Annotated in this window: 18 protein-coding genes; 14 read left to right on the plus strand and 4 right to left on the minus strand. The window is 70.7% G+C overall.

The window, feature by feature from the left end; translation table 11 throughout:
• Positions 1-18: 18 nt before the first annotated feature.
• From ABZ342_RS16595 to mmsB, 10 genes are all read left to right on the plus strand, one after another.
• Positions 19-1,521: a sugar ABC transporter ATP-binding protein gene (locus ABZ342_RS16595; RefSeq protein WP_360473671.1), complete on the plus strand. Its 1,503-nt coding sequence runs from the start codon at positions 19-21 to the stop codon at positions 1,519-1,521.
• Complete coding sequence (locus ABZ342_RS16600) at positions 1,518-2,564, plus strand: ABC transporter permease (RefSeq protein WP_360473579.1); 1,047 nt, start codon at positions 1,518-1,520, stop codon at positions 2,562-2,564. The genes ABZ342_RS16595 and ABZ342_RS16600 overlap by 4 nt, the downstream gene beginning before the upstream one ends.
• A complete protein-coding gene (gene yjfF / locus ABZ342_RS16605; RefSeq protein WP_360473581.1) occupies positions 2,561-3,547 on the plus strand; it encodes a galactofuranose ABC transporter, permease protein YjfF in 987 nt (328 codons plus the stop codon). Before ABZ342_RS16600 ends, yjfF begins: the two co-directional genes overlap by 4 nt.
• Positions 3,544-7,344: a LamG-like jellyroll fold domain-containing protein gene (locus tag ABZ342_RS16610; RefSeq protein WP_360473583.1), complete on the plus strand. Its 3,801-nt coding sequence runs from the start codon at positions 3,544-3,546 to the stop codon at positions 7,342-7,344. The genes yjfF and ABZ342_RS16610 overlap by 4 nt, the downstream gene beginning before the upstream one ends.
• Before the next feature lie 72 nt (positions 7,345-7,416).
• Positions 7,417-9,057, plus strand: a complete 1,641-nt coding sequence (gene araB, locus ABZ342_RS16615) for a ribulokinase (protein ID WP_360473585.1) — start codon at positions 7,417-7,419, stop codon at positions 9,055-9,057.
• Positions 9,057-9,734, plus strand: a complete 678-nt coding sequence (locus tag ABZ342_RS16620) for an L-ribulose-5-phosphate 4-epimerase (protein ID WP_360473587.1) — start codon at positions 9,057-9,059, stop codon at positions 9,732-9,734. Before araB ends, ABZ342_RS16620 begins: the two co-directional genes overlap by 1 nt.
• Positions 9,735-9,748: 14 nt before the next feature.
• Positions 9,749-11,257: an L-arabinose isomerase gene (gene araA, locus ABZ342_RS16625; protein ID WP_360473589.1), complete on the plus strand. Its 1,509-nt coding sequence runs from the start codon at positions 9,749-9,751 to the stop codon at positions 11,255-11,257.
• Positions 11,258-11,287: 30 nt separating this feature from the next.
• Positions 11,288-12,394 carry a multiple monosaccharide ABC transporter substrate-binding protein gene (gene chvE, locus ABZ342_RS16630; protein WP_155543736.1) on the plus strand — a complete coding sequence of 369 codons (1,107 nt, stop codon included), beginning with the start codon at positions 11,288-11,290 and terminating at the stop codon, positions 12,392-12,394.
• Positions 12,391-13,911, plus strand: a complete 1,521-nt coding sequence (mmsA, locus tag ABZ342_RS16635; RefSeq protein WP_360473591.1) for a multiple monosaccharide ABC transporter ATP-binding protein — start codon at positions 12,391-12,393, stop codon at positions 13,909-13,911. The genes chvE and mmsA overlap by 4 nt, the downstream gene beginning before the upstream one ends.
• Positions 13,908-15,128 (plus strand): multiple monosaccharide ABC transporter permease, encoded by a 1,221-nt coding sequence (gene mmsB / locus ABZ342_RS16640; protein WP_360473593.1) that lies wholly within the window; start codon positions 13,908-13,910, stop codon positions 15,126-15,128. Before mmsA ends, mmsB begins: the two co-directional genes overlap by 4 nt.
• Before the next feature lie 311 nt (positions 15,129-15,439).
• Here the strand turns inward: mmsB and ABZ342_RS16645 are convergent, their stop codons facing one another.
• The gene (locus ABZ342_RS16645) at positions 15,440-16,879 is read right to left on the minus strand and encodes a DUF1996 domain-containing protein (protein WP_360473595.1); all 1,440 of its coding nucleotides are present in this window, start codon (positions 16,877-16,879) and stop codon (positions 15,440-15,442) included.
• A gap of 241 nt (positions 16,880-17,120) precedes the next feature.
• Between ABZ342_RS16645 and ABZ342_RS16650 the strand changes: the two genes are divergently transcribed.
• Positions 17,121-17,945, plus strand: coding sequence for a substrate-binding domain-containing protein (locus tag ABZ342_RS16650; protein ID WP_360473597.1), 825 nt, complete (start codon positions 17,121-17,123; stop codon positions 17,943-17,945).
• Positions 17,946-17,969: 24 nt separating this feature from the next.
• Here the strand turns inward: ABZ342_RS16650 and ABZ342_RS16655 are convergent, their stop codons facing one another.
• The 3 genes from ABZ342_RS16655 to ABZ342_RS16665 form a co-directional block, all read right to left on the minus strand.
• A complete protein-coding gene (locus ABZ342_RS16655) occupies positions 17,970-19,193 on the minus strand; it encodes a cytochrome P450 (protein ID WP_360473599.1) in 1,224 nt (407 codons plus the stop codon).
• Between the two features lie 112 nt (positions 19,194-19,305).
• Complete coding sequence (glpK, locus tag ABZ342_RS16660; protein ID WP_155543742.1) at positions 19,306-21,255, minus strand: glycerol kinase GlpK; 1,950 nt, start codon at positions 21,253-21,255, stop codon at positions 19,306-19,308.
• 10 nt (positions 21,256-21,265) lie between these two features.
• Positions 21,266-22,018 carry an IclR family transcriptional regulator gene (locus ABZ342_RS16665; RefSeq protein ID WP_155543743.1) on the minus strand — a complete coding sequence of 251 codons (753 nt, stop codon included), beginning with the start codon at positions 22,016-22,018 and terminating at the stop codon, positions 21,266-21,268.
• Positions 22,019-22,170: 152 nt separating this feature from the next.
• On the opposite strand from ABZ342_RS16665, the gene ABZ342_RS16670 reads away from it, so the two are divergent.
• The 3 genes from ABZ342_RS16670 to glpD are packed head-to-tail and all read left to right on the plus strand — an operon-like array spanning position 22,171 to position 26,227.
• Positions 22,171-22,992 (plus strand): MIP/aquaporin family protein, encoded by an 822-nt coding sequence (locus tag ABZ342_RS16670; RefSeq protein WP_155543744.1) that lies wholly within the window; start codon positions 22,171-22,173, stop codon positions 22,990-22,992.
• A gap of 14 nt (positions 22,993-23,006) precedes the next feature.
• The gene (gene glpK / locus ABZ342_RS16675; protein ID WP_360473602.1) at positions 23,007-24,521 is read left to right on the plus strand and encodes a glycerol kinase GlpK; all 1,515 of its coding nucleotides are present in this window, start codon (positions 23,007-23,009) and stop codon (positions 24,519-24,521) included.
• Positions 24,518-26,227 (plus strand): glycerol-3-phosphate dehydrogenase, encoded by a 1,710-nt coding sequence (gene glpD / locus ABZ342_RS16680; protein WP_360473604.1) that lies wholly within the window; start codon positions 24,518-24,520, stop codon positions 26,225-26,227. Before glpK (ABZ342_RS16675) ends, glpD begins: the two co-directional genes overlap by 4 nt.
• Positions 26,228-26,234 lie beyond the last annotated feature (7 nt).

A 26,234-nucleotide genomic window follows, 5' to 3' on the forward strand; every position in this document is an offset into this window, starting at 1 on the left:
ATGCCTGAACCGCAGCCCATGGTGCGGATGAGCGGTATCCGCAAGGAGTTCCCCGGCGTCCTCGCGCTGGACGACGTCGCCTTCCGGATGTTCCCCGGCGAGGTCCACGCCCTGATGGGCGAGAACGGCGCCGGGAAGTCCACCCTCATCAAGGTGCTGACCGGCGTGTACGGGGTGGACGCGGGCACGATCGAGCTGAACGGCGAGCAGGTCGCCTTCAGCGGGCCCGGCGAGGCCCAGCGGGCCGGCGTCAGCACGGTCTACCAGGAGGTCAACCTCTGCCCGAACCTGTCCGTGGCGGAGAACGTCTGCCTCGGGCGGGAACCCCGCCGCTTCGGCCGCATCCAGTGGGGCCCGATGCGGCGGCGGGCCGAGGAGCTCCTCGCCCGGCTGGACGTCCACGTGGACGTCTCGGCCGAGCTGAGCACCTGCTCGATCGCCGTCCAGCAGCTGGTCGCGATCGCCCGCGCCCTCGACGTCGACGCGCGGGTGCTGGTGCTCGACGAGCCGACGTCCAGTTTGGACACCGGTGAGGTCGAGCAGCTGCTGAAGGTCGTCCGGTCCCTGCGCGAGCAGGGCCTGGCGATCCTGTTCGTCTCCCACTTCATCGACCAGGTCTTCGCCGTCGCCGACCGGATGACCGTGCTGCGCAACGGAAAGCTGATCGGCGAGTACCGCACGGCGGACATCACGCCCGTCGACCTGGTCACCAAGATGATCGGCAAGGAGCTGCGGGTCCTCGAAACGCTCGAGGAGTCCGGCCCCACCCGGGCCGAGGTCGCCGGCGCGCCGGTGCTCCTGTCCGCCGAGGACCTCGGCCGCAAGGGCGGCGTCGAGCCGTTCAGCCTCGACATCCACGCCGGCGAGGTCGTCGGGCTGGCCGGGCTCCTGGGTTCGGGGCGCACCGAACTGGCCCGGCTGCTCTTCGGCGCCGACCACGCCGACAGCGGGGCCGTGAAGATCGACGGCAGCGCCGCTTCCCTGCGGACCCCGCGCGCCGGGCTCGACCACCGGATCGCGTTCCTCTCGGAGAACCGCAAGTCCGAGGGGCTCGTCGAGGAGCTGACCGTCCGGGAGAACATCGTCCTCGCGCTCCAGGCCTCGCGGGGCTGGGCGCGGCCGCTGTCGCGCCGTCGCCAGGACGAGATCGCGCAGAAGTACATCAAGACGCTCGACATCCGCCCCGCCGACCCGGAAGCGCTGGTCGGCAACCTCTCCGGCGGCAACCAGCAGAAGGTCCTGCTGGCCCGCTGGCTCATCACCGAGCCGCGGCTGCTCATCCTCGACGAGCCGACCCGCGGCATCGACATCGGCGCCAAGACCGAGATCCAGCGGCTGGTCACCCAGCTCTCGGCCGACGGGATGGCCGTCGTGTACATCTCCGCCGAGCTGGAGGAGGTGCTCCGGCTGAGCCACCGCGTCGTGGTGCTGCGCGACCGGAAAGTGGTGGCGCAACGGGAAAACCAGGGGCTCACCGCGGACGACGTCATGGCCACGATGGCCGAGGGGGTGCAGGCATGACCGGCTTGACGAAGAAGCGGCTCTTCTGGCCCGTGGTGGCGTTGCTGGCGCTGCTGCTGGGCGACCTCATCGCGAGCCCGTCGTTCTTCTCGATCGAACTGCGCGACGGTCACCTCTACGGGAACCTCGTCGACATCCTGAAGAACGGCGCCCCGCTGATCCTCATCGCGATCGGCATGACGCTGGTGATCGCCACCCGCGGCATCGACCTCTCGGTCGGCGCGGTCGTCGCGATCAGCGGCTCGCTCGCCTGCCTGTGGATCGCCGACCACCCCGACGGCATCGGCGCGACGCTCGTCGCGGTCGGGCTGGCGCTGGGCCTGTCGCTGGTGCTCGGGGTGTGGAACGGCTGGCTCGTCGCTCAGCTGGGCATCCAGCCGATCATCGCGACGCTCATCCTCATGGTCGCCGGGCGGGGGATCGCGCAGCTGATCTCCGGCGGCCAGATCATCACGATCAATTCCGCTCCGTACGAATGGATCGGCAGCGGGTTCGTGCTGACCCTGCCGAGCGCGATCCTCATCGCACTGGCCGTGTTCGTGCTCGCGTCGCTGCTGGTCCGCCGCTCGGCCCTCGGGCTGCTGGTCGAGGCCGTCGGCGGCAACCCCGAGGCCAGCCGGCTGGCCGGGCTCCGGTCGGCGCGGCTGACCTGGCTCGTCTACGTCTTCTGCGCGCTGTGCGCGGGTATCGCCGGGCTGATGATCAGCGCGAACGTGCACAGCGCGGACGCCAACCACGCCGGGCTGTTCATCGAGCTGGACGCGATCCTCGCGGTCGTCGTCGGCGGCACGCAGCTGACCGGCGGCCGGTTCTCGGTGGGCGGCGCGGTGATCGGCGCGCTGCTCATCCAGACGCTGACCACCACCGTCTACGCCCTCGGCATCCCGCCCGAGGCGATCATGCTGTTCAAGGCCGTGGTCGTGCTGGCGGTGTGCCTGCTGCAGTCGCCCGCGTTCCGCCGCAAGCTCCGCCGCCGCCGGACACCCCCGGCCGGGCAGCCGGCGCCGGAGTCCGCTCCCGAGAAGGTCGAGGTCACGGCATGACCACCCTGGACCGCATCCGCGGGTACCGGCCGCGGCAACGGCACCTGCCGATCCTCGCGACGATGGCGTTGCTCATCGGGGCGTACATCTTCGGCGCGTCGAGCTACGACGCGTTCGGGTCCGGGCAGGTCGTGCTCGACCTGTTCATCAACAACGCCTTCCTGCTCGTGGTCGCCGTCGGGATGACGTTCGTGATCCTCACCGGCGGCATCGACCTGTCCGTCGGCTCGGTCGTCGCACTGTCCACAGTGATCTCGGGCGACCTGATGCAGAAGCACGGCTGGTCCGCCTACGCCGCGATCGCGGTGGTGCTGGTGGTCGGCGCGCTGCTCGGCGCCGGGATGGGCGCGCTCATCCACTTCTTCGAGATCCAGCCGTTCATCGCGACGCTGATCGGGATGTTCTTCGCGCGCGGGCTCTGCTACACGATCAGCACCGAGGCGTACTCGATCGACAACGCGACGATCGCCACCCTGGCCCAGACGCAGATCCCGCTCGGCGGCGAGCTGCACATCTCGATCAGCGTGGTGGCCGCCCTGGTCGTCGTCGCGATCGCGGTGTACGTGCTGGCCTTCACGCGGTTCGGGCGCACGGTCTACTCGATCGGCGGCAACGCGCAGTCGGCGATGCTGATGGGCCTCAAGACCGGCCGCACGAAGATCGCGGTGTACACGATCAGCGGGTTCTGCTCGGCCCTCGGCGGGCTGCTTCTGGTGCTGTACAAGTCTTCCGGCGACCCGCTCAACGGAGTCGGCCTCGAGCTGACCGCGATCGCCGCGGTGGTCATCGGCGGCACCATCCTCACCGGCGGCTCCGGCTACGTGCTGGGCACGGTGCTCGGGATCATGGTGCTGGGCATCATCCAGACGCTGATCACCTTCGACGGCACCCTCAACTCCTGGTGGACCTCGATCATCACCGGCGCTCTCCTGTTCGTCTTCATCGTGCTGCAACGCCTCGTGACCCGAGGGAGCCGTCGATGATGCGGCGCATCCTGGCCGTGCTCGCGGCCCTGACCCTGTTCGCCGCCCTGCCCGTCACGGCCGCCGCGGCCGACCCGGACCCGGCGCTCGCCGGGCACTGGACGTTCGACGAGGGCAGCGGCACGACCGCCGCCGACAGCGCGGGGGACCACCCCGCGACCTTGAACTCCGGCGCGGGCTGGGGCCCGGGTATCCGCGGCGGCGCTCTGACGACCGACGGTACGAGCGGGTTCGCCGACGCCGGCGCGCCCGTGCTGGACACGACGAAGAGCTTCTCCGTCAGCAGCTGGGTCAAGCTCGACAAGACGTCGGGCTTCCAGACGTTCGTCAGCATCGACGGCACCCAGGTCAGCACCTTCTTCCTGCAGTTCCGCGACGACTCGCGCCGGTTCGCCTTCACCCGCCTCGCCGGGGACGCCCCGGCCGACGGCGTCGTCGCGGGCGCGAACTTCGACCCGGTCGCGGGCCAGTGGTACCAGCTCACCGGGGTGTTCGACGCGGCGATGTCAACGCTGTCGTTGTACGTGGACGGCACCCGGCAGGCCACGGTGGCCGCGCCCGCCGGCTGGGCCGGCACCGGCCACCTGGTGATCGGCCGCGGCAAGTACGGCGGCAACCCGGTGGACTACGTCGACGGCTCGATCGACGACGTCCGCGCGTACTCCGGCGCGCTGACCGCGGCTGACGCCGCCCGGCTGGCCATCGCCGGGCACTGGACCCTCGACGAAGGCACCGGCACCACCGCGGCCGACGACTCCCTCGACGCGCGCACCGCCACCCTGACCGGCGGCGCGACCTGGGGCGACGGCGTCGTCGGCCCGCACGGCGTCACGCTGGACGGCACCGACGCGGCGATCGACGCCCCGGCCCCGGTCGTCGACACCGCGCAGAGCTTCTCGGTGTCCGCGTGGGTCAAGCCGACGGCGGCCACCGGCTTCCGGACCGCCGTGAGCGTCGACGGCTCGACGATCAGCGGCTTCTACCTCCAGCGCGCGGCCGACGGCCGGTTCGCGTTCACGCGCCGGGTGGCGGACGGCGACACGGCGTCGTCCGCGGCCGTCTCGACGCTGCCCGCGCAGGCCGACCAGTGGCAGCACGTCGTCGGCGTCTACAACCGCGCCGCCGGCACGCTTTCCCTGTACGTCAACGGAACCCTGCAGCAGAGCGTCCCGTTCACCACGCCGTGGACCGCGGGCGGGCACCTGGTCATCGGGCGCGGCAAGTGGGCCGGCAGCCCGGCCGACTGGTTCGCCGGGGGAGTGGACGACGTCCGCGCCTACCCGACGCCGCTGACCGCGTCCGCCGTCGCCGCGCTGGCGGCGAGCGGCTCGTGGCACTTCGACGAAGGCGCGGGCACGGTCGCGCGTGACTCTTCGGCCAATGCGGCCGACGGCACCCTGCACGGCGCCACCTGGACCGCGGGCGCGGCGGGCAAGGCCGTCCAGCTCGACGGCAAGTCCACTGTGGACATGGGTGCCTCGCCCGCGTTCGACACCGGCACCGGCTCGCTCTCCCTGGCCGCGTGGTTCCGCACGGCGTCCGACGGCACGCTCGTCGACCACGGCGACGGCTACGCGCTCGGCGTGACCGGCGGCAAGCTCACCGCCCGCGTCGGCACCATCCAGGTGACCACCACCGGGGGCGGACTCGCCGACGGCAACTGGCACCACGCCGCCGTCGTCCTCGACCGCGCTTCGCAACGGCTCACCGTCTACGCCGACGGCGACGCGGCCGCGGTCACCAGCACCTGCGGCACGCCGGCGGGCACGACGCTGGACGTCTCCGCGTGCCCGGCCTCCGGAACCGCGACGGCACCCCTGACGGTCGGCACCGGGTTCACGGGCGCGATCGACGAGGTCGAGCTGCGCCGCTTCCCGCTGTCCGCGGCCCAGATCGGCACTCTCGCCGGGGCCAACCAGCTGGCCGTGGACGCCAACGTCGTCCGCGCCAACACCCGCCCGACGACCTACGGCTCGATCCTCGAGGACATCAGCCACTCCGTCGAAGGCGGGCTCTACGCCGAACTGGTCCGCAACCGCACCTTCAAGGAGGCCTACCAGCGCGGCAGCGGCGCGGGCGACACGCCCGTCCCGTACTGGTCGCCGCTCACCTCGGCCGGTGCGTCCGGCACCTACGCGATCGACACCGCGACCCCGCTGAACACCGCGCTCGACCGGTCGCTGAAGCTGCACGCCGACGCGGTCCCGGCCGGTGGGCGCGTGGCGGCCGCCAACGTCGGCTACTACGGCGTCGCGGCGAAACCGGCCACGAAGTACACCGGCAGCTTCTTCGCTCGCGGAACCTGGACCGGCGCCGTCCGCGTCAGCCTGGAGAAGCCGGACGGCACGGTGCTGGCGAGCAAGGACGTCCAGCCGGTCGGCGCGAGCTGGGCGCAGCAGACGTTCAGCTTCACCACGCCGTCGACGATCACGACGTCCACCGACAACCGGGTCGTCGTCTCGCTGGTCAACAAGGGGAAGAAGACACTCGCCGGGGACGCCTGGTTCCAGCAGGTGTCGCTGTTCCCGCCGACGTTCAAGAACCACGGCGTCCGCCTCGACCTCGGGCAGAAGCTCGCCGCGATGAAGCTCGGCTTGTTCCGCGTCCCCGGCGGCAACTTCCTCGAAGGCAACACGCTCGACACGCGGTTCGCGTGGAAGAACACCATCGGCAAGCCGGAAGAACGGCCCGGCCACCAGAACACCGCGTGGGGCTACTGGTCCACCGACGGCTTCGGCATCCTCGACTACCTCAAGCTGTCCGAAGACATCGGCGCCCAGCCGCTCCTGGCCCTGTTCGCCGGTTACACCTTGAACGGCCAGCACGTCGACCAGGCCGACTACCCGCAGTACGTCCAGGAAGCGCTCGACGAGATCGAGTACGCCATCGGCGACGCCTCCACGACGTGGGGCGCGAAGCGGGTCGCCGACGGGCACCCGGCGGCGTTCGACCTGCACTACGTCGAGGTCGGCAACGAGGACTGGTTCGACGGCTCGGGCAGCTACGCCTGGCGCTTCACCGACATGTACAACGCCATCAAGGCGAAGTACCCGCAGCTGACCGTCATCGCCACCACCGGCGGCCTGCAGGGCGGGGCCGCGTCGAGCACGTCGACCGGGGTGCGCCCGGACGCCGCGGACGACCACTACTACCAGTCGCCGCAGTGGTTCACCGACAACTCGACCCGCTACGACACGGCGGACCGCAGCGGCCCGGACATCCTCGTCGGCGAATACGGCGCCCAGGACGGCCGGCCCACCGGCACCCTGGCCGCCGCCATCGGCGAGGCCGCGTTCCTCACCGGGCTCGAACGCAACAGCGACGTCGTCATCGGCTCGATGTACGCGCCGGTGCTGGTCCAGGAGAACCAGTCCAACTGGCCGGTCAACCTGATCGGCTTCGACGCCGGGAGCAGCTACGGGTCGCCGTCGTACTGGGTGCAGCAGATGTTCTCCAGCACGCTCGGCAAGCAGATCGTGACCAGCCGCCTCAACCAGGGCAGCCCGCTGCGTCAGGTGGTGAACGTGACCACCAAGGCAGGAAGGAAGACGTTCACGGTCAAGCTCGTCAACCCGACCGGCCAGGTGCAGACCGCGCGGCTCGCGCTCACCGGTGTCACCGCCGTCGACGGCACCGGGACGCTCACCACGCTCACCGGCGACCCGGCGGGGCGCAACAGCCTCGCCGCGCCGACCGCCATCGTGCCGCAGACCAGGGAGATCACCGGGCTGGCGGCGACGCCGAAGCTGACGTTGCCCGCGAACTCCGTGACGACCCTGGTCCTGACCGGCCGCTAGAACTCCGGGGCGCGGCGCGCAGACCGCCGCCCGCGCCGCGCCCCGGTCACCAAACAGGAGGGAGAGGACACCGTGGCAGAACCACTCACCGTCGGCGTCGACTTCGGCACGCTGTCGGGCCGCGCGGTGGTCGTGCGGGTCCGTGACGGGGCCGAGCTCGGCTCCGCGGTCTTCGAGTACCCGCACGGGGTGCTCGACGAGACGCTGCCCGCGACCGGCCGCGCACTGCCGCCGGACTGGGCGCTGCAGGTGCCCGCGGACTACGTCGGGGTCCTCCGCAATGCCGTACCGGCGGCGCTGCGGGACGCGGGCGCCGACCCGGCCGACGTCGTCGGCATCGCCACCGACTTCACCGCGTGCACCATGGTCCCGACGACCGCCGACGGCACGCCGCTGTGCGAGCTGCCCGAGTTCGAAGCCGAGCCGCACGCCTACGTCAAGCTGTGGAAGCACCACTCGGCCCAGCCGCAGGCCGTCCGCATCAACGACCTGGCCCGCGCCCGCGGCGAGAAGTGGCTGCCGCGCTACGGCGGGCTGATCTCCTCGGAGTGGGAGTTCGCCAAGGGACTCGAGCTGTTCGAAGAGGCCCCGGCCGTCTACGCGGCGATGCGGCACTGGGTCGAGGCGGCCGACTGGATCGTCTGGCAGCTGACCGGGACGTACGTCCGCAACGCGTGCACGGCCGGGTACAAGGGCATCCTGCAGGACGGCCAGTACCCGAGCCGCGACTTCCTCCGCGAGCTTTCGCCGGGCTTCGAGTCCTTCGTGGCCGACAAGCTGGAACACCCCTTGGGGCAGCTGGGTTCGCGCGCGGGCGGCCTGACCGCGGAGGCGGCCGGGTGGACCGGGCTGCCGGAAGGCATCGCGGTCGCCGTCGGCAACGTCGACGCGCACGTGACCGCGCCCGCCGCGAACGCCGTGGAGCCCGGGCAGATGGTCGCGATCATGGGCACCTCGACGTGCCACGTGATGAACGGCGCCGAGCTGCGCGAGGTCCCCGGCATGTGCGGGGTCGTCGACGGCGGCATCGTGACGGGGCTGTGGGGCTACGAAGCCGGGCAGAGCGGCGTCGGCGACATCTTCGGCTGGTTCGCCGACCACTTCGCCCGGGACGGGCACGAGCAGCTGACCCGGTTGGCCGCCCGGCAGGAGATCGGTGAGCACGGGCTCGTCGCGCTGGACTGGCACAGCGGCAACCGCTCGGTGCTCGTCGACCACGAGCTGTCCGGCGTCGTCGTCGGGCAGACCCTGGCGACCCGCCCCGAGGACGTCTACCGCGCACTGCTGGAGGCCACGGCGTTCGGCACCCGCAAGATCGTCGAGACGTTCGGTGAGGCCGGCGTGCCGGTCACCGAGCTGATCATCGCGGGTGGGCTCGTGAAGAACGCGCTGCTGATGCAGATCTACGCCGACGTCACGAACCTCCCGCTGTCGGTCATCGGCTCCGAGCAAGGACCCGCGCTCGGGTCGGCCATCCACGCGGCCGTCGCCGCCGGGGCCCACCCGGACATCCGCGCCGCCGCCGCGGCGATGGGCTCGGTCCGGCGCGCGGTGTTCCAGCCGGTGCCGGCCCACGTCGCCGCCTACGACGAGCTGTACGCCGAGTACACGACGCTGCACGACTACTTCGGCCGCGGCGGCAACGATGTCATGCACCGTCTCGCCGCGCGCCGCCGCGCCGTTGCCAAGGCTGTCGCGAAAGGACGGTCCTGATGTCGTTGACCGACGAAATCCTCGGCACCGTCGGGGAACTGCGGGAGACCGTGGCGAACCTGCACGGCGAGCTGACCCGCAACGCGCTGGTCATCTGGACCGCGGGCAACGTCTCGGCCCGGGTCCCCGGGCGCGAGCTGATGGTGATCAAGCCGTCCGGGGTGTCCTACGACGACCTGTCCGCCGACACCATGGTCGTCACCGACCTCCACGGTGAGCTGGTCCACGGCGAGCTGGCGCCGTCTTCGGACACCGCCGCGCACGCCTACGTCTACCGGCACATGCCCGAGGTCGGGGGCGTCGTGCACACCCACTCGACGTACGCCACGGCGTGGGCCGCCCGCGGCGAGCCCATCCCGTGCGTGCTCACGATGATCGCCGACGAGTTCGGCGGGGAGATCCCGGTCGGGCCGTTCGCCCTGATCGGCGACGACTCCATCGGCCGCGGCATCGTCGAGACGCTGCGCACGAGCCGCTCCAAGGCCGTGCTGATGCGCAACCACGGCCCGTTCACCGTCGGCCGCACGGCGCGGGACGCGGTCAAGGCCGCGGTGATGGTCGAGGACGTGGCCCGCACCGTGCACAAGGCCTTCGAGCTCGGTACGCCCGAACCCCTGCCGCCCGAGGACGTCGACCGGCTCTACGCCCGGTACCAGAACGTCTACGGCCAGCACTGATTTCAAGGAGAACGATGACCCGCGCGTCGAAACCCCAGCTCTGGTTCCTCACCGGGAGCCAGGCCCTCTACGGCGAGGAGACCCTCGAGCAGGTCGCCGGCCAGTCCCTGCGCATCCAGCAGCTCCTGGCCGCCGCCGGCGGGCTCCCGGCCGAGATCGTCGGCAAGCCGGTGCTGACCGAAGCCTCGTCGATCCGGCGGGTCCTGCAGGAAGCGAACGCCGACGCCGCCTGCGTCGGCGTCATCGCGTGGATGCACACCTTCTCGCCCGCGAAGATGTGGATCACCGGGCTGGACGCGCTGCGCAAGCCGCTGCTGCACCTGCACACCCAGCTCAACGAAGCCCTGCCGTGGTCCACCATCGACATGGACTTCATGAACCTCAACCAGGCCGCGCACGGCGACCGCGAGTTCGGGTTCATCCAGACCCGCCTGGGCGTGCCGCGCAAGACGGTCGCCGGGCACGTCTCCGACCCGGTCGTCGTCGCGCGGATCGACGCGTGGGCGCGCGCCGCCATCGGTGCCGACCACCTGCGCAACCTCCGGCTGGCCCGGTTCGGCGACAACATGCGCGACGTCGCCGTCACCGAGGGGGACAAGGTCGAAGCCGAGCTCCGGTTCGGCGTCTCGGTCAACACCTACGGCGTCAACGACCTCGTCGAGCTGGTCGATTCGGTGTCCGAAAAGGACACGGTGGACCCGCTCGTGGCGCGGTACGCCGAGGATTACAACGTTGTCGCGGACCTGGCGGCCGGGGGAGCGCGGCACGACTCGCTGCGGTACGCGGCCCGGATCGAAGCCGGGATGCGGAAGTTCCTGACCGACGGCCGGTTCGGCGCGTTCACCACGAACTTCGAGGACCTCGGCGGCCTGCGCCAGCTGCCCGGGCTCGCCGTCCAGCGGCTGATGGCCGACGGCTACGGCTTCGGCGGCGAAGGCGACTGGAAGACTTCCGCGCTGCTCGCCGCGGTCAAGGCGATGGGCGTCGGTGTCGACTGGGGCACCTCGTTCATGGAGGACTACACCTACCACTTCGGGCCGGGCACGCCGAAGATCCTCGGCGCGCACATGCTGGAGGTCTGCCCGAGCATCGCCGCCGCGAAGCCGTCCTGCGAGATCCACCCGCTGGGCATCGGCGGCCGCGAAGACCCGGTCCGGCTCGTGTTCGACGCCCAGCCGGGCCCCGGTGTCACCCTCGGCCTGGTCGACCTCGGCGACCGGTTCCGGCTCGTCGCCAACGAGATCGAGGTCGTCGTACCCGACGAGCCGCTGCCCAACCTGCCGGTCGCGCGGGCGGTGTGGGAGCCGGCGCCGTCGCTGTCGACGTCGGCCGAGTCGTGGATCACCGCGGGCGGCCCGCACCACACCGTGCTCACCCAGGCCGTGGGCACCGAAACCCTTCGCGACTTCGCGAACCTGCTCGGCGTCGAGCTGCTGGTGATCGACAAGGACACCACGCCGCACGGCTTCGCCGACCGCATCCGCTGGAACCAGGCGTACCACCGCCTGGCCGTCGGTTTCTGACACAGGCTTCTGAGAAAGGAAGAAGGAACAATGAAGTTCACCAGAACACTCGCGGGGATCGCCGCCGCGGGACTCGTGCTGACGCTGTCCGCGTGCGGCTCGAGCCAGAAAACCGCCGACCAGACGGCGGCACCCGGCGCCGCGAGCGCGGCGGGCGCGCTGGTCGGCGTCACCATGCCGACGAAGTCGTCGGAACGCTGGATCCACGACGGCGACAACATCAAGTCGGCGCTGGAGAAGCTCGGCTACAAGGTCGACCTGCAGTACGCCGAGAACGACATCCCGACGCAGGTGAACCAGATCGAGAACCAGATCACCAAGGGCGCCAAGCTCCTGGTCATCGCCTCGATCGACGGCACCGCCATCACCACCCAGCTGCAGGAAGCGGCGGACAAGAAGATCCCGGTCATCGCCTACGACCGGCTGATCCGCAACTCGCCCAACGTCGACTACTACGCCACCTTCGACAACTTCAAGGTCGGCGTCGAGCAGGCGAACTCGCTGGTCAAGGGCCTGGGCAACGGGCCGGGGCCGTTCAACATCGAGCTGTTCGCCGGCTCGCCGGACGACAACAACGCCACGTTCTTCTTCAACGGCGCGATGTCCGTCCTCAAGCCGCTGATGGACAGCGGCAAGCTGGTCGTCAAGAGCGGGCAGACCGACTTCGCCCGTGCGGCCATCCTGCGCTGGGACCCGGCCACCGCGCAGCGGCGGATGGAGGACCTGCTCACCAAGACCTACACCGGTGGTGCGAAGGTCGCGGGCGTGCTTTCGCCGTACGACGGCCTGTCGATCGGCATCCTGTCGGCGCTGAAGAGCAACGGCTACGGCACCGCCGGCCAGCCGTACGCGATCGTCACCGGCCAGGACGCCGAGGTCGCGTCGGTCAAGTCCATCATCGCCGGTGAGCAGTACTCGACGATCTTCAAGGACACCCGCATCCTCGCCGACACCACGGTGAAGATGGCCGACGCGGTGCTCAAGGGCGCCAAGCCCGAGGTCAACAACACCACCGACTACGACAACGGCAAGAAGGTCGTCCCGTCCTTCCTGCTGCAGCCGGTCACCGTGGACAAGGCCAACTACCAGAAGGAGCTCGTCGACTCCGGCTACTACACGGCAGGTCAGCTGAAATGACCGAACTGCTCGGCATGCGCGGGATCACCAAGACCTTCCCCGGGGTCAAGGCGCTGTCGGACGTCACGCTTTCCGTGAACAGCGGCGAGATCCACGCGATCTGCGGGGAGAACGGCGCCGGGAAGTCCACCTTGATGAAGGTGCTTTCCGGCGTCTACCCGCACGGGACGTACGACGGCGAGATCCACTTCGACGGGCAGCGGTGTGAGTTCGGTTCGGTGCGCGACAGCGAGCGGCACGGGATCGTCATCATCCACCAGGAGCTCGCGCTGTGCGGGCAGCTCTCGATAGCCGAGAACATCTTCCTCGGCAACGAACGCGGCAAGCGGGGCTGGGTCGACTGGAACCGCACGAACCACGAGGCCGGCGCGCTGCTCAAGCGCGTCGGCCTCGCCGAAAACCCGGTGACGCCGGTGCAGGAGCTCGGCGTCGGCAAGCAGCAGCTGGTCGAGATCGCCAAGGCGCTGTCCAAGGAGGTCCGGCTGCTGATCCTCGACGAGCCCACCGCGGCGCTCAACGACGAGGACTCGGCCCACCTGCTGGAGCTGCTGCGCGGGCTGCGCGCGGACGGCGTGACCTGCGTGATCATCTCGCACAAGCTCGGCGAGGTGACGGCGATCGCCGACACCGTCACCATCCTGCGGGACGGCCGCACCATCGAGACCCTGGAAGCGGCCGGGCTGACGGAAGAGCGGATCATCACCGGGATGGTCGGCCGCGACCTCGAGCACCGGTTCCCGCCCCGGGAGCCGGACATCGGCGAAGAGGTGCTGCGGATCGAAGACTGGACCGTGCACAGCCCCACCCAGGCCGGGCGGGTCGTCGTCGACAACGCGTCGCTTTCGCTGCGGCGCGGGGAGATCGTCGGACTGGCCGGGCTGATGGGCGCGGGCCGCACCGAGCTCGCGATGAGCGTGTTCGGCCGGTCCTACGGCAAGGACATCTCCGGGAAGATCCTCAAGCACGGCGAGGAGATCGACGTCCGGACGGTGCGCGACGCCGTCCGCCACGGCATCGCCTACGCCACCGAGGACCGGAAGCGCTACGGGCTCAACCTGATCGAGGACATCCAGCGCAACGTGTCCGCGGCCGGGCTGGGCAAGCTGGCGAAGCGTGGCTGGGTCAACGAGCACGCCGAGCACGACACGGCCGTCGGGTTCCGCCGGAACCTGTCGATCAAGGCGCCGTCCGTGCGCAGCGTGACCGGGAAGCTCTCCGGCGGCAACCAGCAGAAGGTCGTGCTGGCCAAGTGGATCTTCACCGACCCGGACGTGCTGATCCTCGACGAGCCGACCCGCGGCATCGACGTCGGCGCGAAGTTCGAGATCTACACGATCATCAACGAGCTGGCCGCGCAGGGGAAGGCCGTGCTGGTCATCTCCTCCGAGCTGCCGGAGCTGCTCGGGCTCTGCGACCGGATCTACGCGCTGTCGGCGGGGCGGATCACCGGCGAGGCGACCCGCGAACAAGCCACCCAGGAACTGCTGATGCAGTACATGACGAAGGAACGGGAATGACCACGACCGAAGCGCGGCCCGCCGCGCCCGCGGCCGAGCGCTCCAAGCGGAGGATCTCGATCAACCCGCGCCAGAGCGGCATCTACGTCGCGTTCGCGCTGATCGTGGTGCTGTTCGAGGTGCTCACCGGCGGCGCGCTGCTCGAACCGCAGAACATCTCCAACATCATCGTGCAGAACAGCTACGTGCTGATCCTCGCGATCGGGATGATCCTGGTGATCATCTCCGGGCACATCGACCTGTCCGCCGGCTCGGTCGTCGCGATGACCGGCGCGGTGTCGGCGGTGCTGATGGTGAACTGGCAGCTGCCGTGGTTCCTGGCGGTGCTGATCACCCTCGTCGTCGGCGCGGTGATCGGCGCGTGGCAGGGGTACTGGGTCGCGTACTTCGGGATCCCGGCGTTCATCGTGACGCTCGCCGGGATGCTCGCGTTCCGGGCGCTGACCCTGACGGTGCTCGGCAACCAGGGCATCGGCCCGTTCCCCGACGCCATCCGCACGCTGTCGAACGGCTTCACCGACGGCTACCTGGGCAACATCGGCCTCGGGCCGCTCGGCGGCGCGGACCTGGTGTCCCTGCTCGCGGGCGTCGTCGCGGTGGCGGGGATCGCGTTCACCCAGTGGCGCAAGCGCTCGGCGCGGCTGGGCTACGGCCAGGACGTCGACCCGTTCCCGGTGTTCGTGCTCAAGATCGTCGGGATCGCGGTGCTGGTGCTCGCGCTGGTGGTGCAGCTGGCGCGGTTCAAGAACCTGCCGTGGGTGCTGATCCTGCTGGCGGTGCTGGTGCTCGGCTACTCGCTGGTGGCGGGCAAGTCGGTGTTCGGCAGGCACATTTACGCCGTGGGTGGCAACCTGCAGGCCGCGACGCTTTCGGGTGTCAAGGTCAAGTCGGTGACGTTCTGGATCTTCGTCAACATGGGCGTCCTGGCGGCGCTGGCCGGGATCATCTTCGCGGGCCGGCTGAACCAGGCGGGCCCGACGGCCGGCGTGAACTTCGAGCTGGACGCGATCGCGGCGGCGTTCATCGGCGGCGCGGCGGTCCAGGGCGGCGTCGGCAAGGTGGTCGGCGCGATCACCGGCGGGTTGATCATGGCGGTGATCAACAACGGGATGTCCCTGATCGGCGCACCGAGCGAGCGGGTGATGCTGGTGAAGGGCGTGGTGCTGCTGGCAGCGGTGGCGTACGACATCTGGACGAAGCGCCGCGCGGCTTCCTGACCCGCGGTGTTTCGAAGGGGGCCTTTCCCGAGTACGGGGAAGGCCCCCTTTCGCTTGGCTTCGTTCACCGTGTCGCCCCTCCAATCACGCGTGATGCCTCCCCAATCACACGTGATGCCTCCTCAATCACGCGAGATCCGCGTCCGGACACCCCGGCAGCGGCTTCGCCGGTGCGCGAAAGGGCATCGCGGGTGATTGAGCGGGCATCACTCGTGATCAGAGGGGCTTCATGCGTGATTGGAGGGGCATCACACGTGATTGAGGGGACGACACGAAGGGCCGCGCCGGGGACCCGGCGCGGCCCTTCGTGGTCACTGGCGGCAGTTCTTGCCGGTGTTGATGCAGTTCACCGCCTGGTTCATCAGCCGCTGGCCCATGACGTTCGCGAAGTCGTCGTGGTCCGAGCGCGGGTTGTGCTTCTCCTGGGCGAAGGCGTCCACTTTGTACTGTCCCTTGACCTGGATGTCGTGCGGGATGTTGTAGACCAGCTTGATCACCAGCTGCGGCACGTTCTTGAAGCCCTGCGGGCACTTGCCCTGCTGGTCGGCGAAGACGATGTGCGTGCGGTGGTTGGTGCTGTCGATGTTCTTGCCGTCCCAGCAGTTCGGGAAGGCGTGGATGCGCTCCACCTTGCTGTTCTGCGGGCAGATCGGGTAGTGGTCGGTGAGCCGGTCCTCGAAGCCGGTGCAGGTCCAGCTGGGCCGGGCGTTGGCCGGGCCGTTGGTGCTCTGCTTGGCGTCGCCGTAGAGGATGCGGAGGAACTGCGGCATCGCGACGACCTTGCTCGCGCCGCCGCTGGTGAACGTGATCGTCGCCGACTGGACGCGCTGGATCTCGCCGTCGTTGTCGCCGACCTCGTTCTTGTCGTTGACGCCCGGCAGTTCCGCCGGCTGGCCGGTGCTGTTCTGGCCGCCGTTGTCGAGGCCGCCCTGGCCGTTCTGCTTGAGCACGCACGCCGCGAGGCCGCCGAGGTTCGTCGGCTTCGCCGCCCGGCGGCCGATCGCGATGGCGATCCGGTCGATCGTCGCCGCGCGCTTGTCCTTCAGCGGCCCGACGACGGCGTTCTGGATGTCCTGCGGGGTCTTCAGGTCGCCCTTGGCGATCCGCGCGTTCGCCTCGTCGATCTGCTTGTCGAGCAGGTCGAGGTTGCGGTTCACCTCGTCCATGGCCTGGTCGGGGACGTCGGGCAGCTTGCTCGCGACGTCCGGGCAGTCGACCTGGCTGCTCGCCTTGTCGGCCGCGCTGCCGGCGCGGTCGGGCTGCGTGGCGGGTGGGTTCTTGTCCTCGTCACCGGTGTCGATGCGGACGACAGGCCAGAAGTAGGCGGACTTGTCGCCGTTCTTGCACGTCGTCCCGGCCTTGACGAGGCTCTTGTTGTTCGAGTCGGCGTTCGTCGAGAGGTTGCCGACGTAGTCGTGCAGGTGCTGGGCGCCGTTCTTGATGCCGGGCTGCGCGATGAAGTTGTCGGGGTTGAAGTGCTGGTTCTCGTTGCGGCCGCAGTCGACCGTGAACGTGCCGCGCGCGCCTTTCTTCTGCAGCGCTTTGTTCACGTTAACACCGGATGGCACCTTCGCGATGTCGATGAAGAACGACGCGTCGGCGGGATCGGCGCTGGCCTCGCCGGTGCGCCCGGCGGTCGTGGCGACGACGATGCCGCCGACCGCGAGCGCGAGGGCGATACCGCCGGTCGCGATCTTGGTTCGGCGGGAAATGCGATGTCTGCCCGTGGCGGGGGATGTTTTCCGGGGCATGGTCACCTTCTTCGGTTTTTCCGGGCACGACGGGGAAAGCCGCGTGCCCGACGGGGAAGCGCGCGAAACCCGGGGGTGTGGCACCGCGCCGCGGAGATCGGGGACCCGCGTCCGGTGTCACTGGTTCCGGCACTGGCAGGAACGGCCGCGAGAGAGGGCCGGTTCAGCGCGTTATCGTTTCGTTATTTATGGAAGGTGAAGGAAGTTCACGTCTAGTGCTGTGATCGTTAACATCGGTGCCATGACCGAGGACGACGCGGGTCCCAGAGGTCCTTTCGGCACACGTAGCCGGGGCACGCTCGGCGTGATCGCCACCGGCGCCGCGGCGTCCGGGCCGGCCCTGAACGGTCTGCGCGCCGCCGCGCGTGAGCACGGGTACGTCCTCGTCGTCTTCGGCGTGCCGGGCCGCGGCCGGGCCGCGCTGCCCGCCGCCGTCGCCGGTCTGCTCCTGCAGGGGGTGTCGGGCATCGTGGTGCTCGACCCGCACCTGGCCGCCGAACTGCCCCTGGTCGACGGCGTCCCGCTGGTTCCGGCCGCGTCGGCCGACCAGTCCGCGGGCGCCCGACGGGCCACCGAGCACCTGCTGGAGCTCGGCCACCCGACGGTCTGGCACCTCGGCGGCCCCGAAGACGGCCCGATCGCCCGCGCCCGCGAGCGCGGCTGGCGCGAAACCCTGGAAAACCACGGCGCGGAGGTTCCCCCGGTGGTCCGCGGCGACTGGTCCGCCCGGTCCGGCTACCGCGCCGGCCAGTCCCTGGCGGTCGAACCGGGGGTGGGCGCGGTGTTCTCGGCCAACGACCACATGGCGCTGGGTCTGCTGTCGGCGTTCACGGAGGCGGGCATGCGAGTCCCGCGCGACGCCCACGTGGTCGGTTTCGACGACGTCCCGGAAGCGGCTTACTTCGAACCGCCGTTGACGACGGTCCGCCAGGACTTCGTGGCGGCCGGGCGTCAGACGGTCGCGGCGCTCGCGGCCCGGATCGACGGGGTCGCGACGCCGGTGCGGGAGGCGGTCGAGGCCGAGCTGGTGGTGCGGGAGAGCAGCCGCTGCCTGCGCGCGGGCTGAGCCGCACGGAGGCAGCGGCGCACGTCACCGGGCGAGCGGCAGCGCCGCCATCCCGCGCAGCGCCGGGTTCCGGCGCCGCTCCGCCGGGCCTCCGAGCCGCAAGCTCGGGAAGCGCTTCCCGAGTTGTTCGAGCAGGACGGTCATCTCGAGCCGGGCCACGGCCGCGCCGAGGCACAGGTGCAGGCCGTGGCCGAAGAACAGCCCCCGGCCGGCGTCGCGCGTGATGTCGAAGCGGTCCGGGTCCGCGAACCGCGCGGGGTCCCGGTTCGCCGCGCCGTTGAGCACGATGACCAGCTCCCCGGTCGCGACTCGCGCGCCGTCGAGCGCGGCCGGTCGGGCGGCCGCGCGCTGGCTCATCTGGGCCGCGCCGTCCCACCGCAGGATCTCCTCGGCCGCCCCGGCCGCCAGCCCGGGATCGCCCGCGAGCAGGGCGAACTGATCCGGATGGGTCAGCAGGGCGTGGATCCCGTTGCCCAGCGCGCCGGCGGTGGTCTCGTAACCGCCGCCGAACAACACGACGAGCGAATTGAGCACGTCCTCGACCGGCATCGGTTCCGCGTCGGCGGCGGGGCGGGTCAGCAGCGCGGACGTCAGGTCGTCACCCGGATCCGCCCGCCGCAGCGCGATGAGCTCCGTGAAGTAGGCGCGGAACTCGACGGCGGCCGCGTCGACCTCGGCGCGCAGGTCCGCCGGCATCGCCGGGTCGACCTGCTTGCCGATCAGGTCGGTGACCCCGCGGAGCCGGTCGTGGTCGGCTTCCGGCACGCCGACCAGTCCGCCGATCACCGCCATCCCGAGCGGGTAGAGCACGGTGCCGACGAACTCCGCGGCGCCGCCGTCCGCCGTGGCGTCGGCGAACCGGTCCAGCACCCGGTCGACGGCCCGGCGGACCGTGGGCTCCAGTTCCTGCACGCGCCGGACGGTGAAGTCCCGCATGAGCAACCGGCGCTCGCGCGTGTGCTCCGGCGGGTTCTTCCACGGCAGGAGCGCGGCCAGCAGCACCATGGCCGGGTTGTCGCGCCAGCCCGGCGTGTGCCGGTCGCGCCACTGGGCGTCGAGCACGAGGAAGGTTTCGCCGTCGGCGAGCACCGCCTGGCAGTCGGCGAACCGGCTGAGCACCCAGCCGCCGAAAACTTCGCTGCGGAAGATCGGCGTCTCTTCGCGGAGCTTCGCGTAGATCGGGTACGGATCGGCGAGCCCGCCCGGGGCGGACAGGGACAGCAGGGCTTCGTCGGCGGCTGCGGACATGGTGCTCCCTCCAGTGGCGAACCGGTTCCCGCAGTCTTCTCCCGGTTCCCGCGCCGGGGCAGGGGTCCGGACCCGCTTCACCCGGATGGCAGGCCGGGCTCCGGCCGCCGCGTCAGAGCGTGAGGCGGTCGCCGAGTTCGCGGAGGTGGGCGGGGCTCCCGCAGTCGAGGTCCAGCTGGCGGCGGCGTTCCGCCACGAACGCCCGCCCCAGCCCCGTGCGGTCCGAAGTGGACATCGTGCGGCGCAGGTCGTTCAGCAGCCCGCGTTCCTCCCCGCGCACGTGCGCGTCGACCACGTTCTCCAAGCGCAGCAACGCCTTTTCGAAATCATCGGCTTCGAGAACGGCGAGAAGCTCGTCGGCGAAGGAAGAACCCGGCGAGTCCGGGCGGACGATCCGCTCGGTCGCCGTCGCGTGGGCGACCAGGAGCGCCGCCAGCTCCGCGACCAGCGCCGGACGGTCGGCTTCGGTGTTGCGCAGGTCCCGCAACAGCTGCTCGAACCGGCGGTGGTCGGCGAGCAGCACCTCGACCAGATCGGACCCGGGCGCGACGGCGGCCGGGCCCGGCCGCATCCAGCCGAACGTCAGCTCCACCGCCTGGCGCCAGTGCGCGTACTCGGAGTCGCGGCGGGCCGGGTCCATCGCCGGGAGCCACTGGCCGGCGCGGTGCCAGTTGCGCCGCAGTCCTTCCAGGTCCGGCCAGTACCCGACGGACAGCCCCGCCGCGTACGCCGCGCCGAGCGACACCGTCTCCGCCACCATCGGGCGGACGACCGGGACGTCGAGGACGTCCGCGACGCACTGCATCAGCAGGTTGTCGGCGGTCATCCCGCCGTCCACCTTCAAGGACGTGAGCGCCAGCCCGGAGTCGGCGTTCATCGCGTCGACGACCTCGCGGGTCTGCCAGCCGGTCGCCTCGAGCACCGCCCGCGCCAGGTGGCCCTTCGTGATGTACGACGTCAGCCCGGCGATCACCCCACGCGCCTCGCTGTGCCAGTGCGGCGCGAACAGCCCGGAGAACGCGGGGACGATGTAGCAGCCGCCGTTGTCCTCGACGGTCCGGGCCAGGGTCTCGATCTCGGGGGCGCTGCCGATCAGCTCGAGCCCGTCGCGGAACCACTGCACCAGCGACCCGGTGACGGCGATCGACCCTTCGAGCGCGTACACCGCCGGCTCGTCGCCGATCTTGAACCCGACCGTGGTGAGCATGCCGTGGGTGGACAGCACCGGCGTCGAGCCGGTGTTGAGCAGCAGGAAGCTGCCGGTGCCGTAGGTGCACTTCGCCTCGCCGGGCGCGAAGCACGTCTGGCCGAACAGCGCCGCCTGCTGGTCGCCGAGCGCCGCCGCGATCCGGATCCCGGGGACCACGCGGGTCGTGGTGCCGTAGACCTCGGTCGACGACCGGATCTCGGGCAGCATCGCGCGCGGGACGTCGAAGAAGTCGAGCAGCTCGTCGTCCCAGTTGAGGGTGCGCAGGTTCATCAGCATGGTGCGCGAGGCGTTGGTGACGTCGGTGATGTGCACGCCGCCCTCGGCGCCGCCGGTGAGGTTCCAGATCAGCCAGCTCTCGATGGTGCCGAAGAGGACGTCGCCGCGTTCGGCGCGTTCGCGCAGGCCGGGCGTGCGTTCGAGCAGCCAGCGGACGCGCGGCGCGGAGAAGTACGTCGCGAGGGGCAGGCCGCACAGCTGCCGGACGCGGTCGGCCCCGGGTTCGCGGGCCAGCTGTTCGAGCATGGCGTCGGTGCGGGTGTCCTGCCAGACGATCGCGCGCCCGATCGGGTTCCCGGTGTGCCGGTCCCACAGGACGGTGGTCTCGCGCTGGTTGGCGATCCCGAGGCCGACGACCTGGTCCGCGGTGGCACCGGCGTCGGCCAGTGCCTGGGGGACGATCCGCGAGAGGTTCCGCCAGATCTCGACGGCGTCGTGCTCGACCCACCCGGGGCGCGGGAAGTGCTGCTGGTGTTCGCGTTGGACGACCGAGACGAGCCGGCCGCGCGCGTCGAACAGGATGCACCGGGTGGAGGTGGTGCCCTGGTCGATGGACATCACGTACCGCTGGACCATGCCCCTCCCTTCACCATCGCGACGCACCCAAGTCTCGCGAAACCGCCCGCGCCGCGTCCCGGACGTGGCCCAGTAGCCGCGCGCTCGGGGTTCCGTCCGGCTCGCAGACGCGCTCCACCGCTCCCGACACCCCGATCGCACCCACCACGATGCCGCCGTGGCCGCGGATCGGGGCCGCGATCCCCGCCTCGCCGGAGATCATCTCGCCGTTCTCCACCGCCCAGCCCGCTTCGCGTACTTTCGCACACGCGCGCTTGATCGCGGTCTGCGTGACCAGGGTTCGCCGTGTGTAAGCCTCCGGTGACGCCGCGAGCGTCGTGTCGTAGGCCAGCAGCACCTTGCCCAACGCGGTCGCGTGCAGCGGCAGCAGCGTGCCGACGTCGAGGGTCTGCAGGGTGTCGTCCGGCCGGAACACGTGGTGCACCACCAGCACCCGGCCCTCCAGCGGCGCGCCGATCCGGACCGCTTCGCCGCTGCGCGAGGCCAGCGCGTCGGCCCAGTTGATCGCCCGCGACCGCAGCTCGTTGACGTCCAGGTAGCTCGTGCCCAGGTGCAGCAGCGTCGCCCCGAGCTGGTACTTGCCGGTGTCGCGGTCCTGCTCGACGAACCCGACGCCCTGCAGCGTGCGCAGGATGCCGTGCGCCGTCCCCTTGGCCAGTTCGAGGGATTCGGCGATCTCGCCGACGCCGAGCCGTCCCGAGCCGCGCGCCAGCAGCTTGAGGATCGCGGCGGCGCGCTCGATGGACTGGATCGGACCCGGCACGTCCGCACCCTAGCCCGACCGGCCCCGATTCGACAATGTCGAACATCGTCTCCGCGCGTTCGACAATGCCGACCCGCCTCCGTTGACCCGGTGTTTCGCGAACTTAACTTTCATCCACCAGGGGGAACGAATGGTCCTTTGTGGAGGAAGCAATGGTGCGAAACCTCAAGGCCCACGGACTCGCCGGCGAGATGGCCGCCGAGTTCGTGGGGACGATGATCCTCATCCTGTTCGGGTGCGGGGTGGTGGCGCAGGTCGTCGCCGCGGGCATCGGGGACCACGACAGCATCGCCTGGGCCTGGGGACTCGGCGTCACGCTCGGTGTCTACGTCGCTTCGCGGATCAGCGGCGCGCACCTCAACCCGGCCGTGACCGTCGCCCTCGCGGTGTTCAAGGGCTTCGAGTGGCGCAAGGTCGCCCCCTACGCCCTGGCCCAGACGGCCGGCGCATTCCTCGCCGCCCTGCTCGTGCGCTGGAACTACACCGAGGTGCTCAACGCCAAGGACCCCGGCCTCACGGTCAAGACCCAGGGCGTGTTCTCCACCCTTCCGGGTAACGGCACGCTCCCGGTGGGTGACTGGGGCGCCTTCCGCGACCAGATCATCGGCACCGCGATCCTCGTCCTGGTGATCTTCGCCATCACCGACCTCCGCAACACCTCGCCGGGCGCGAACCTGGCCCCGGTCGTCGTCGGCTTCCTCGTCGTCGCGATCGGCATGGCCTGGGGCACCAACGCCGGCTACGCGATCAACCCCGCCCGCGACTTCGGCCCGCGCCTGGCGTCCTGGCTGACCGGCTACGACACGGCGTGGTCCGACCAGTACGGCTTCCCCTACTGGTGGATCCCGATCGTGGCACCCGTGATCGGCGCCGTCATCGGCGGCGCGATCTACAAGTTCCTCATCGAGCGCCACCTGCCCGCCGGGGAACCGCTGGACGCCATGCCCGCCAAGGACTTCGAGACCGCCGCCTGAGAAGGAGCACGACCATGCCGGACTTCGTCGGTGCCGTCGACCAGGGCACCACCAGCACCCGCTTCATGATCTTCGACCACGGCGGCAACGAGATCGCCCGCCACCAGCTCGAGCACGAGCAGATCCTGCCCAAGCCGGGCTGGGTCGAGCACGACGCCACCGAGATCTGGGAACGCACCCGCTCGGTCATCGCCACCGCGCTGACCAAGGCCAACCTGACCGTCGGTGACCTCGCCGCGCTCGGCATCACCAACCAGCGCGAGACGACCGTGGTGTGGAACCGCCGCACCGGCCGCCCGTACTACAACGCCATCGTCTGGCAGGACACCCGCACCGACCGGATCGCCTCCGCCCTGGAGCGCGAGGGCAAGGGCGAGGTCATCCGCCGCAAGGCCGGCCTCCCGCCCGCGACGTACTTCTCCGGCGGCAAGCTGCAGTGGATCCTCGAGAACGTCGAGGGCGTGCGCGAAGACGCCGAGAAGGGCGACGCCCTCTTCGGCACCACCGACTCGTGGCTCATCTGGAACCTCACCGGCGGCCCGGACGGCGGCGTCCACGTCACCGACCCGACGAACGCCTCGCGCACCATGCTGATGGACCTCGAGACCCTGGACTGGGACGACGAGCTGCTGTCGTTCTTCACCGTCCCGAGGCAGATGCTGCCGGCGATCAAGCCGTCGTCGAACGCCGGCTTCGGCACCACCCGCGCCGGCGGCCCGCTCGGCGGCGAGGTCGTGATCACCGGCGTCCTCGGCGACCAGCAGGCCGCGACCGTCGGGCAGGTCTGCTTCCGGCCCGGCGAGGCGAAGAACACCTACGGCACCGGCAACTTCCTGCTGCTCAACACCGGTCACGAGCTGGTCCGCTCGAAGCACGGCCTGCTGACGACCCTGTGCTACCAGTTCGGCGACGAGAAGCCGGTCTACGCGCTGGAGGGCTCCATCGCCGTCACGGGGTCGGCCGTGCAGTGGCTGCGCGACCAGCTGGGCATCATCAGCGGCGCGTCGCAGAGCGAAAGCCTGGCCCGCGAGGTCGAGGACAACGGCGGCATCTACTTCGTCCCGGCGTTCTCCGGCCTGTTCGCGCCGTACTGGCGCTCGGACGCCCGCGGCGCGATCGTCGGGCTCACCCGCGCCACGACCAACGCTCATCTCGCGCGGGCGACCCTGGAGGCGATCTGCTACCAGACCCGCGACGTCGTCGAGGCCATGCAGAACGACTCCGGCGTCACCCTCGACGTGTTGCGGGTGGACGGTGGCGTCACCGCCAACGAGCTGTGCATGCAGCTGCAGGCGGACATCCTCGGTGTCCCGGTGTCGAAGCCGGTCGTCGCGGAGACGACCGCGCTCGGCGCCGCCTACGCGGCCGGGCTCGCCGTCGGCTTCTGGAAGTCGACCGACGAGCTGGAGCAGAACTGGAACGAGGACAAGCGCTGGCAGCCGTCGTGGACGGAAGAGCAGCGCGCCGAAGGCTACGCGGGCTGGCAGAAGGCCGTCGGCCGCACGCTCGACTGGGTCGACGTCGAATGACCACGAGGAGGAACACCGTGACCGCCCTTTCCCCGACATACCGCGCGGACGCCCTGCGGAAGCTGGCGCGTGAAGAGGTCGACGTCCTGGTCGTCGGCGGGGGAGTGACCGGCGCCGGCGTCGCGCTCGACGCGGCTTCGCGCGGGTTGTCCGTCGCGCTCGTCGAAGCGCGGGACTTCGCCGCCGGGACGTCCAGCCGCTCGTCCAAGCTGATCCACGGCGGCCTGCGCTACCTGGAGCAGCTGGACTTCAAGCTGGTGCGCGAAGCGCTCAAGGAACGCGGGCTGCTGCTGCAGACCCTCGCCCCGCACCTGGTCCGGCCGGTCAAGTTCCTGGTGCCGCTGAAGCACCGGGTGTGGGAGCGCGGCTACATCGGCGCCGGCGTCACGCTGTACGACACGCTCGGCGGGGCCCGGGCGCTGCCGAGGCACCGGCACCTGTCCAAGCGCGGCGCGTTCAAGGCGGCGCCGGGCCTGGCCGACGACGCGCTGATCGGCGCGATCCAGTACTACGACGCCCAGGTCGACGACGCCCGGCACACGATGACGATCGCGCGGACGGCGGCCGAACAGGGCGCTTCGGTGCTGACGCGGGCTCGGGTGACGTCGCTGCTGCGCGACGGCGAGCGCGTGGTCGGCGCGAAGGTCGTCGACCGCGAGAGCGGCGCCGAGATCGAGGTGCGGGCCAAGACCGTCGTCGCGGCGACCGGCGTGTGGAGCGACGACATGGCGGAGGCGGCGGGGATCCCCGCGCCGTTCACCGTGCGCGCGTCGAAGGGCGTCCACCTCGTGGTGCCGCGGGAGAAGATCGACCTCGACACCGGGCTGATCCTGCGCACCGAGAAGAGCGTGCTGTTCGTCATCCCGTGGGGCAAGCACTGGCTGGTCGGCACGACCGACACCGAGTGGGACCTCGACCGCGAGCACCCGGCGGCGAGCCGCGCGGACGTCGACTACGTGCTGGAGCACCTCAACGCGGTGCTCCGGACGCCGGTGACGCACGACGACATCGAGGGCGTGTACGCGGGACTGCGTCCGCTGTTGGCGGCGAAGGCGGCCGCGACGACGAAGCTGTCGCGGGAGCACGCGGTGGCGCACCCGGTGCCGGGCCTGGTGATCGTGGCCGGCGGCAAGTACACGACCTACCGGGTGATGGCCGCGGACGCGGTCGACGTCGTGGTCGACGAGCTGGGCCGCCCGGCTCCGCCGTCGTGGACCGACCGGCTGCCGATCGCCGGCGCCGAGGGGTACCACGAGCTGTGGGCCGACCGCGCCTCGGTCGCTTCGAAGACCGGACTGTCGCTGCCGCGCGTCGAGCACCTGCTGCAGCGGTACGGCACGCGGATCTGGAACCTCGTCGAGCTGATCGAGGAGGACCCGTCGCTCGGTGAGCCGATCACGGACACGTCGGAGTACCTCCGCGTGGAAGCGGTGTATGCGGTTTCGCACGAGGGCGCGCTGCACCTGGAGGACGTCCTGACCCGGCGGACGCGGATCTCGATCGAGGAACGCGACCGCGGCGTGGCGGCGGCCCCGGTGGTCGCCGGGCTGATGGCCCCGGTGCTGGGGTGGGACGCCCACCGCGTCGACCGCGAGGTGGCCAACTACCTCGCGCGGGTGGAAGCGGAGCGCTCGGCACAGGAAGCCCCGGACGACGCGGCGGCGAACGCCACCCGCCTCGCGGCCCCGGCGCTCCTGCCGAGCTGATCCGGCG

This window comes from Amycolatopsis sp. NPDC005961, from assembly GCF_040629235.1.
GTDB lineage: Bacteria > Actinomycetota > Actinomycetes > Mycobacteriales > Pseudonocardiaceae > Amycolatopsis > Amycolatopsis camponoti.

Excerpts from the sequence above, each read along its gene's own strand:
- ABZ342_RS16595 (WP_360473671.1), top strand. The coding sequence starts at position 19 with ATGGTGCGGATGAGCGGTATCCGCAAGGAGTTCCCCGGCGTCCTCGCG.
- ABZ342_RS16600 (WP_360473579.1), top strand. The coding sequence starts at position 1,518 with ATGACCGGCTTGACGAAGAAGCGGCTCTTCTGGCCCGTGGTGGCGTTG.
- yjfF (WP_360473581.1), top strand. The coding sequence starts at position 2,561 with ATGACCACCCTGGACCGCATCCGCGGGTACCGGCCGCGGCAACGGCAC.
- ABZ342_RS16610 (WP_360473583.1), top strand. The coding sequence starts at position 3,544 with ATGATGCGGCGCATCCTGGCCGTGCTCGCGGCCCTGACCCTGTTCGCC.
- ABZ342_RS16620 (WP_360473587.1), top strand. The coding sequence starts at position 9,057 with ATGTCGTTGACCGACGAAATCCTCGGCACCGTCGGGGAACTGCGGGAG.
- araA (WP_360473589.1), top strand. The coding sequence starts at position 9,749 with ATGACCCGCGCGTCGAAACCCCAGCTCTGGTTCCTCACCGGGAGCCAG.
- chvE (WP_155543736.1), top strand. The coding sequence starts at position 11,288 with ATGAAGTTCACCAGAACACTCGCGGGGATCGCCGCCGCGGGACTCGTG.
- mmsA (WP_360473591.1), top strand. The coding sequence starts at position 12,391 with ATGACCGAACTGCTCGGCATGCGCGGGATCACCAAGACCTTCCCCGGG.
- mmsB (WP_360473593.1), top strand. The coding sequence starts at position 13,908 with ATGACCACGACCGAAGCGCGGCCCGCCGCGCCCGCGGCCGAGCGCTCC.
- ABZ342_RS16645 (WP_360473595.1), bottom strand. The coding sequence starts at position 16,879 with ATGCCCCGGAAAACATCCCCCGCCACGGGCAGACATCGCATTTCCCGC.
- ABZ342_RS16650 (WP_360473597.1), top strand. The coding sequence starts at position 17,121 with ATGACCGAGGACGACGCGGGTCCCAGAGGTCCTTTCGGCACACGTAGC.
- ABZ342_RS16655 (WP_360473599.1), bottom strand. The coding sequence starts at position 19,193 with ATGTCCGCAGCCGCCGACGAAGCCCTGCTGTCCCTGTCCGCCCCGGGC.
- glpK (WP_155543742.1), bottom strand. The coding sequence starts at position 21,255 with ATGGTCCAGCGGTACGTGATGTCCATCGACCAGGGCACCACCTCCACC.
- ABZ342_RS16670 (WP_155543744.1), top strand. The coding sequence starts at position 22,171 with ATGGTGCGAAACCTCAAGGCCCACGGACTCGCCGGCGAGATGGCCGCC.
- glpK (WP_360473602.1), top strand. The coding sequence starts at position 23,007 with ATGCCGGACTTCGTCGGTGCCGTCGACCAGGGCACCACCAGCACCCGC.
- glpD (WP_360473604.1), top strand. The coding sequence starts at position 24,518 with ATGACCACGAGGAGGAACACCGTGACCGCCCTTTCCCCGACATACCGC.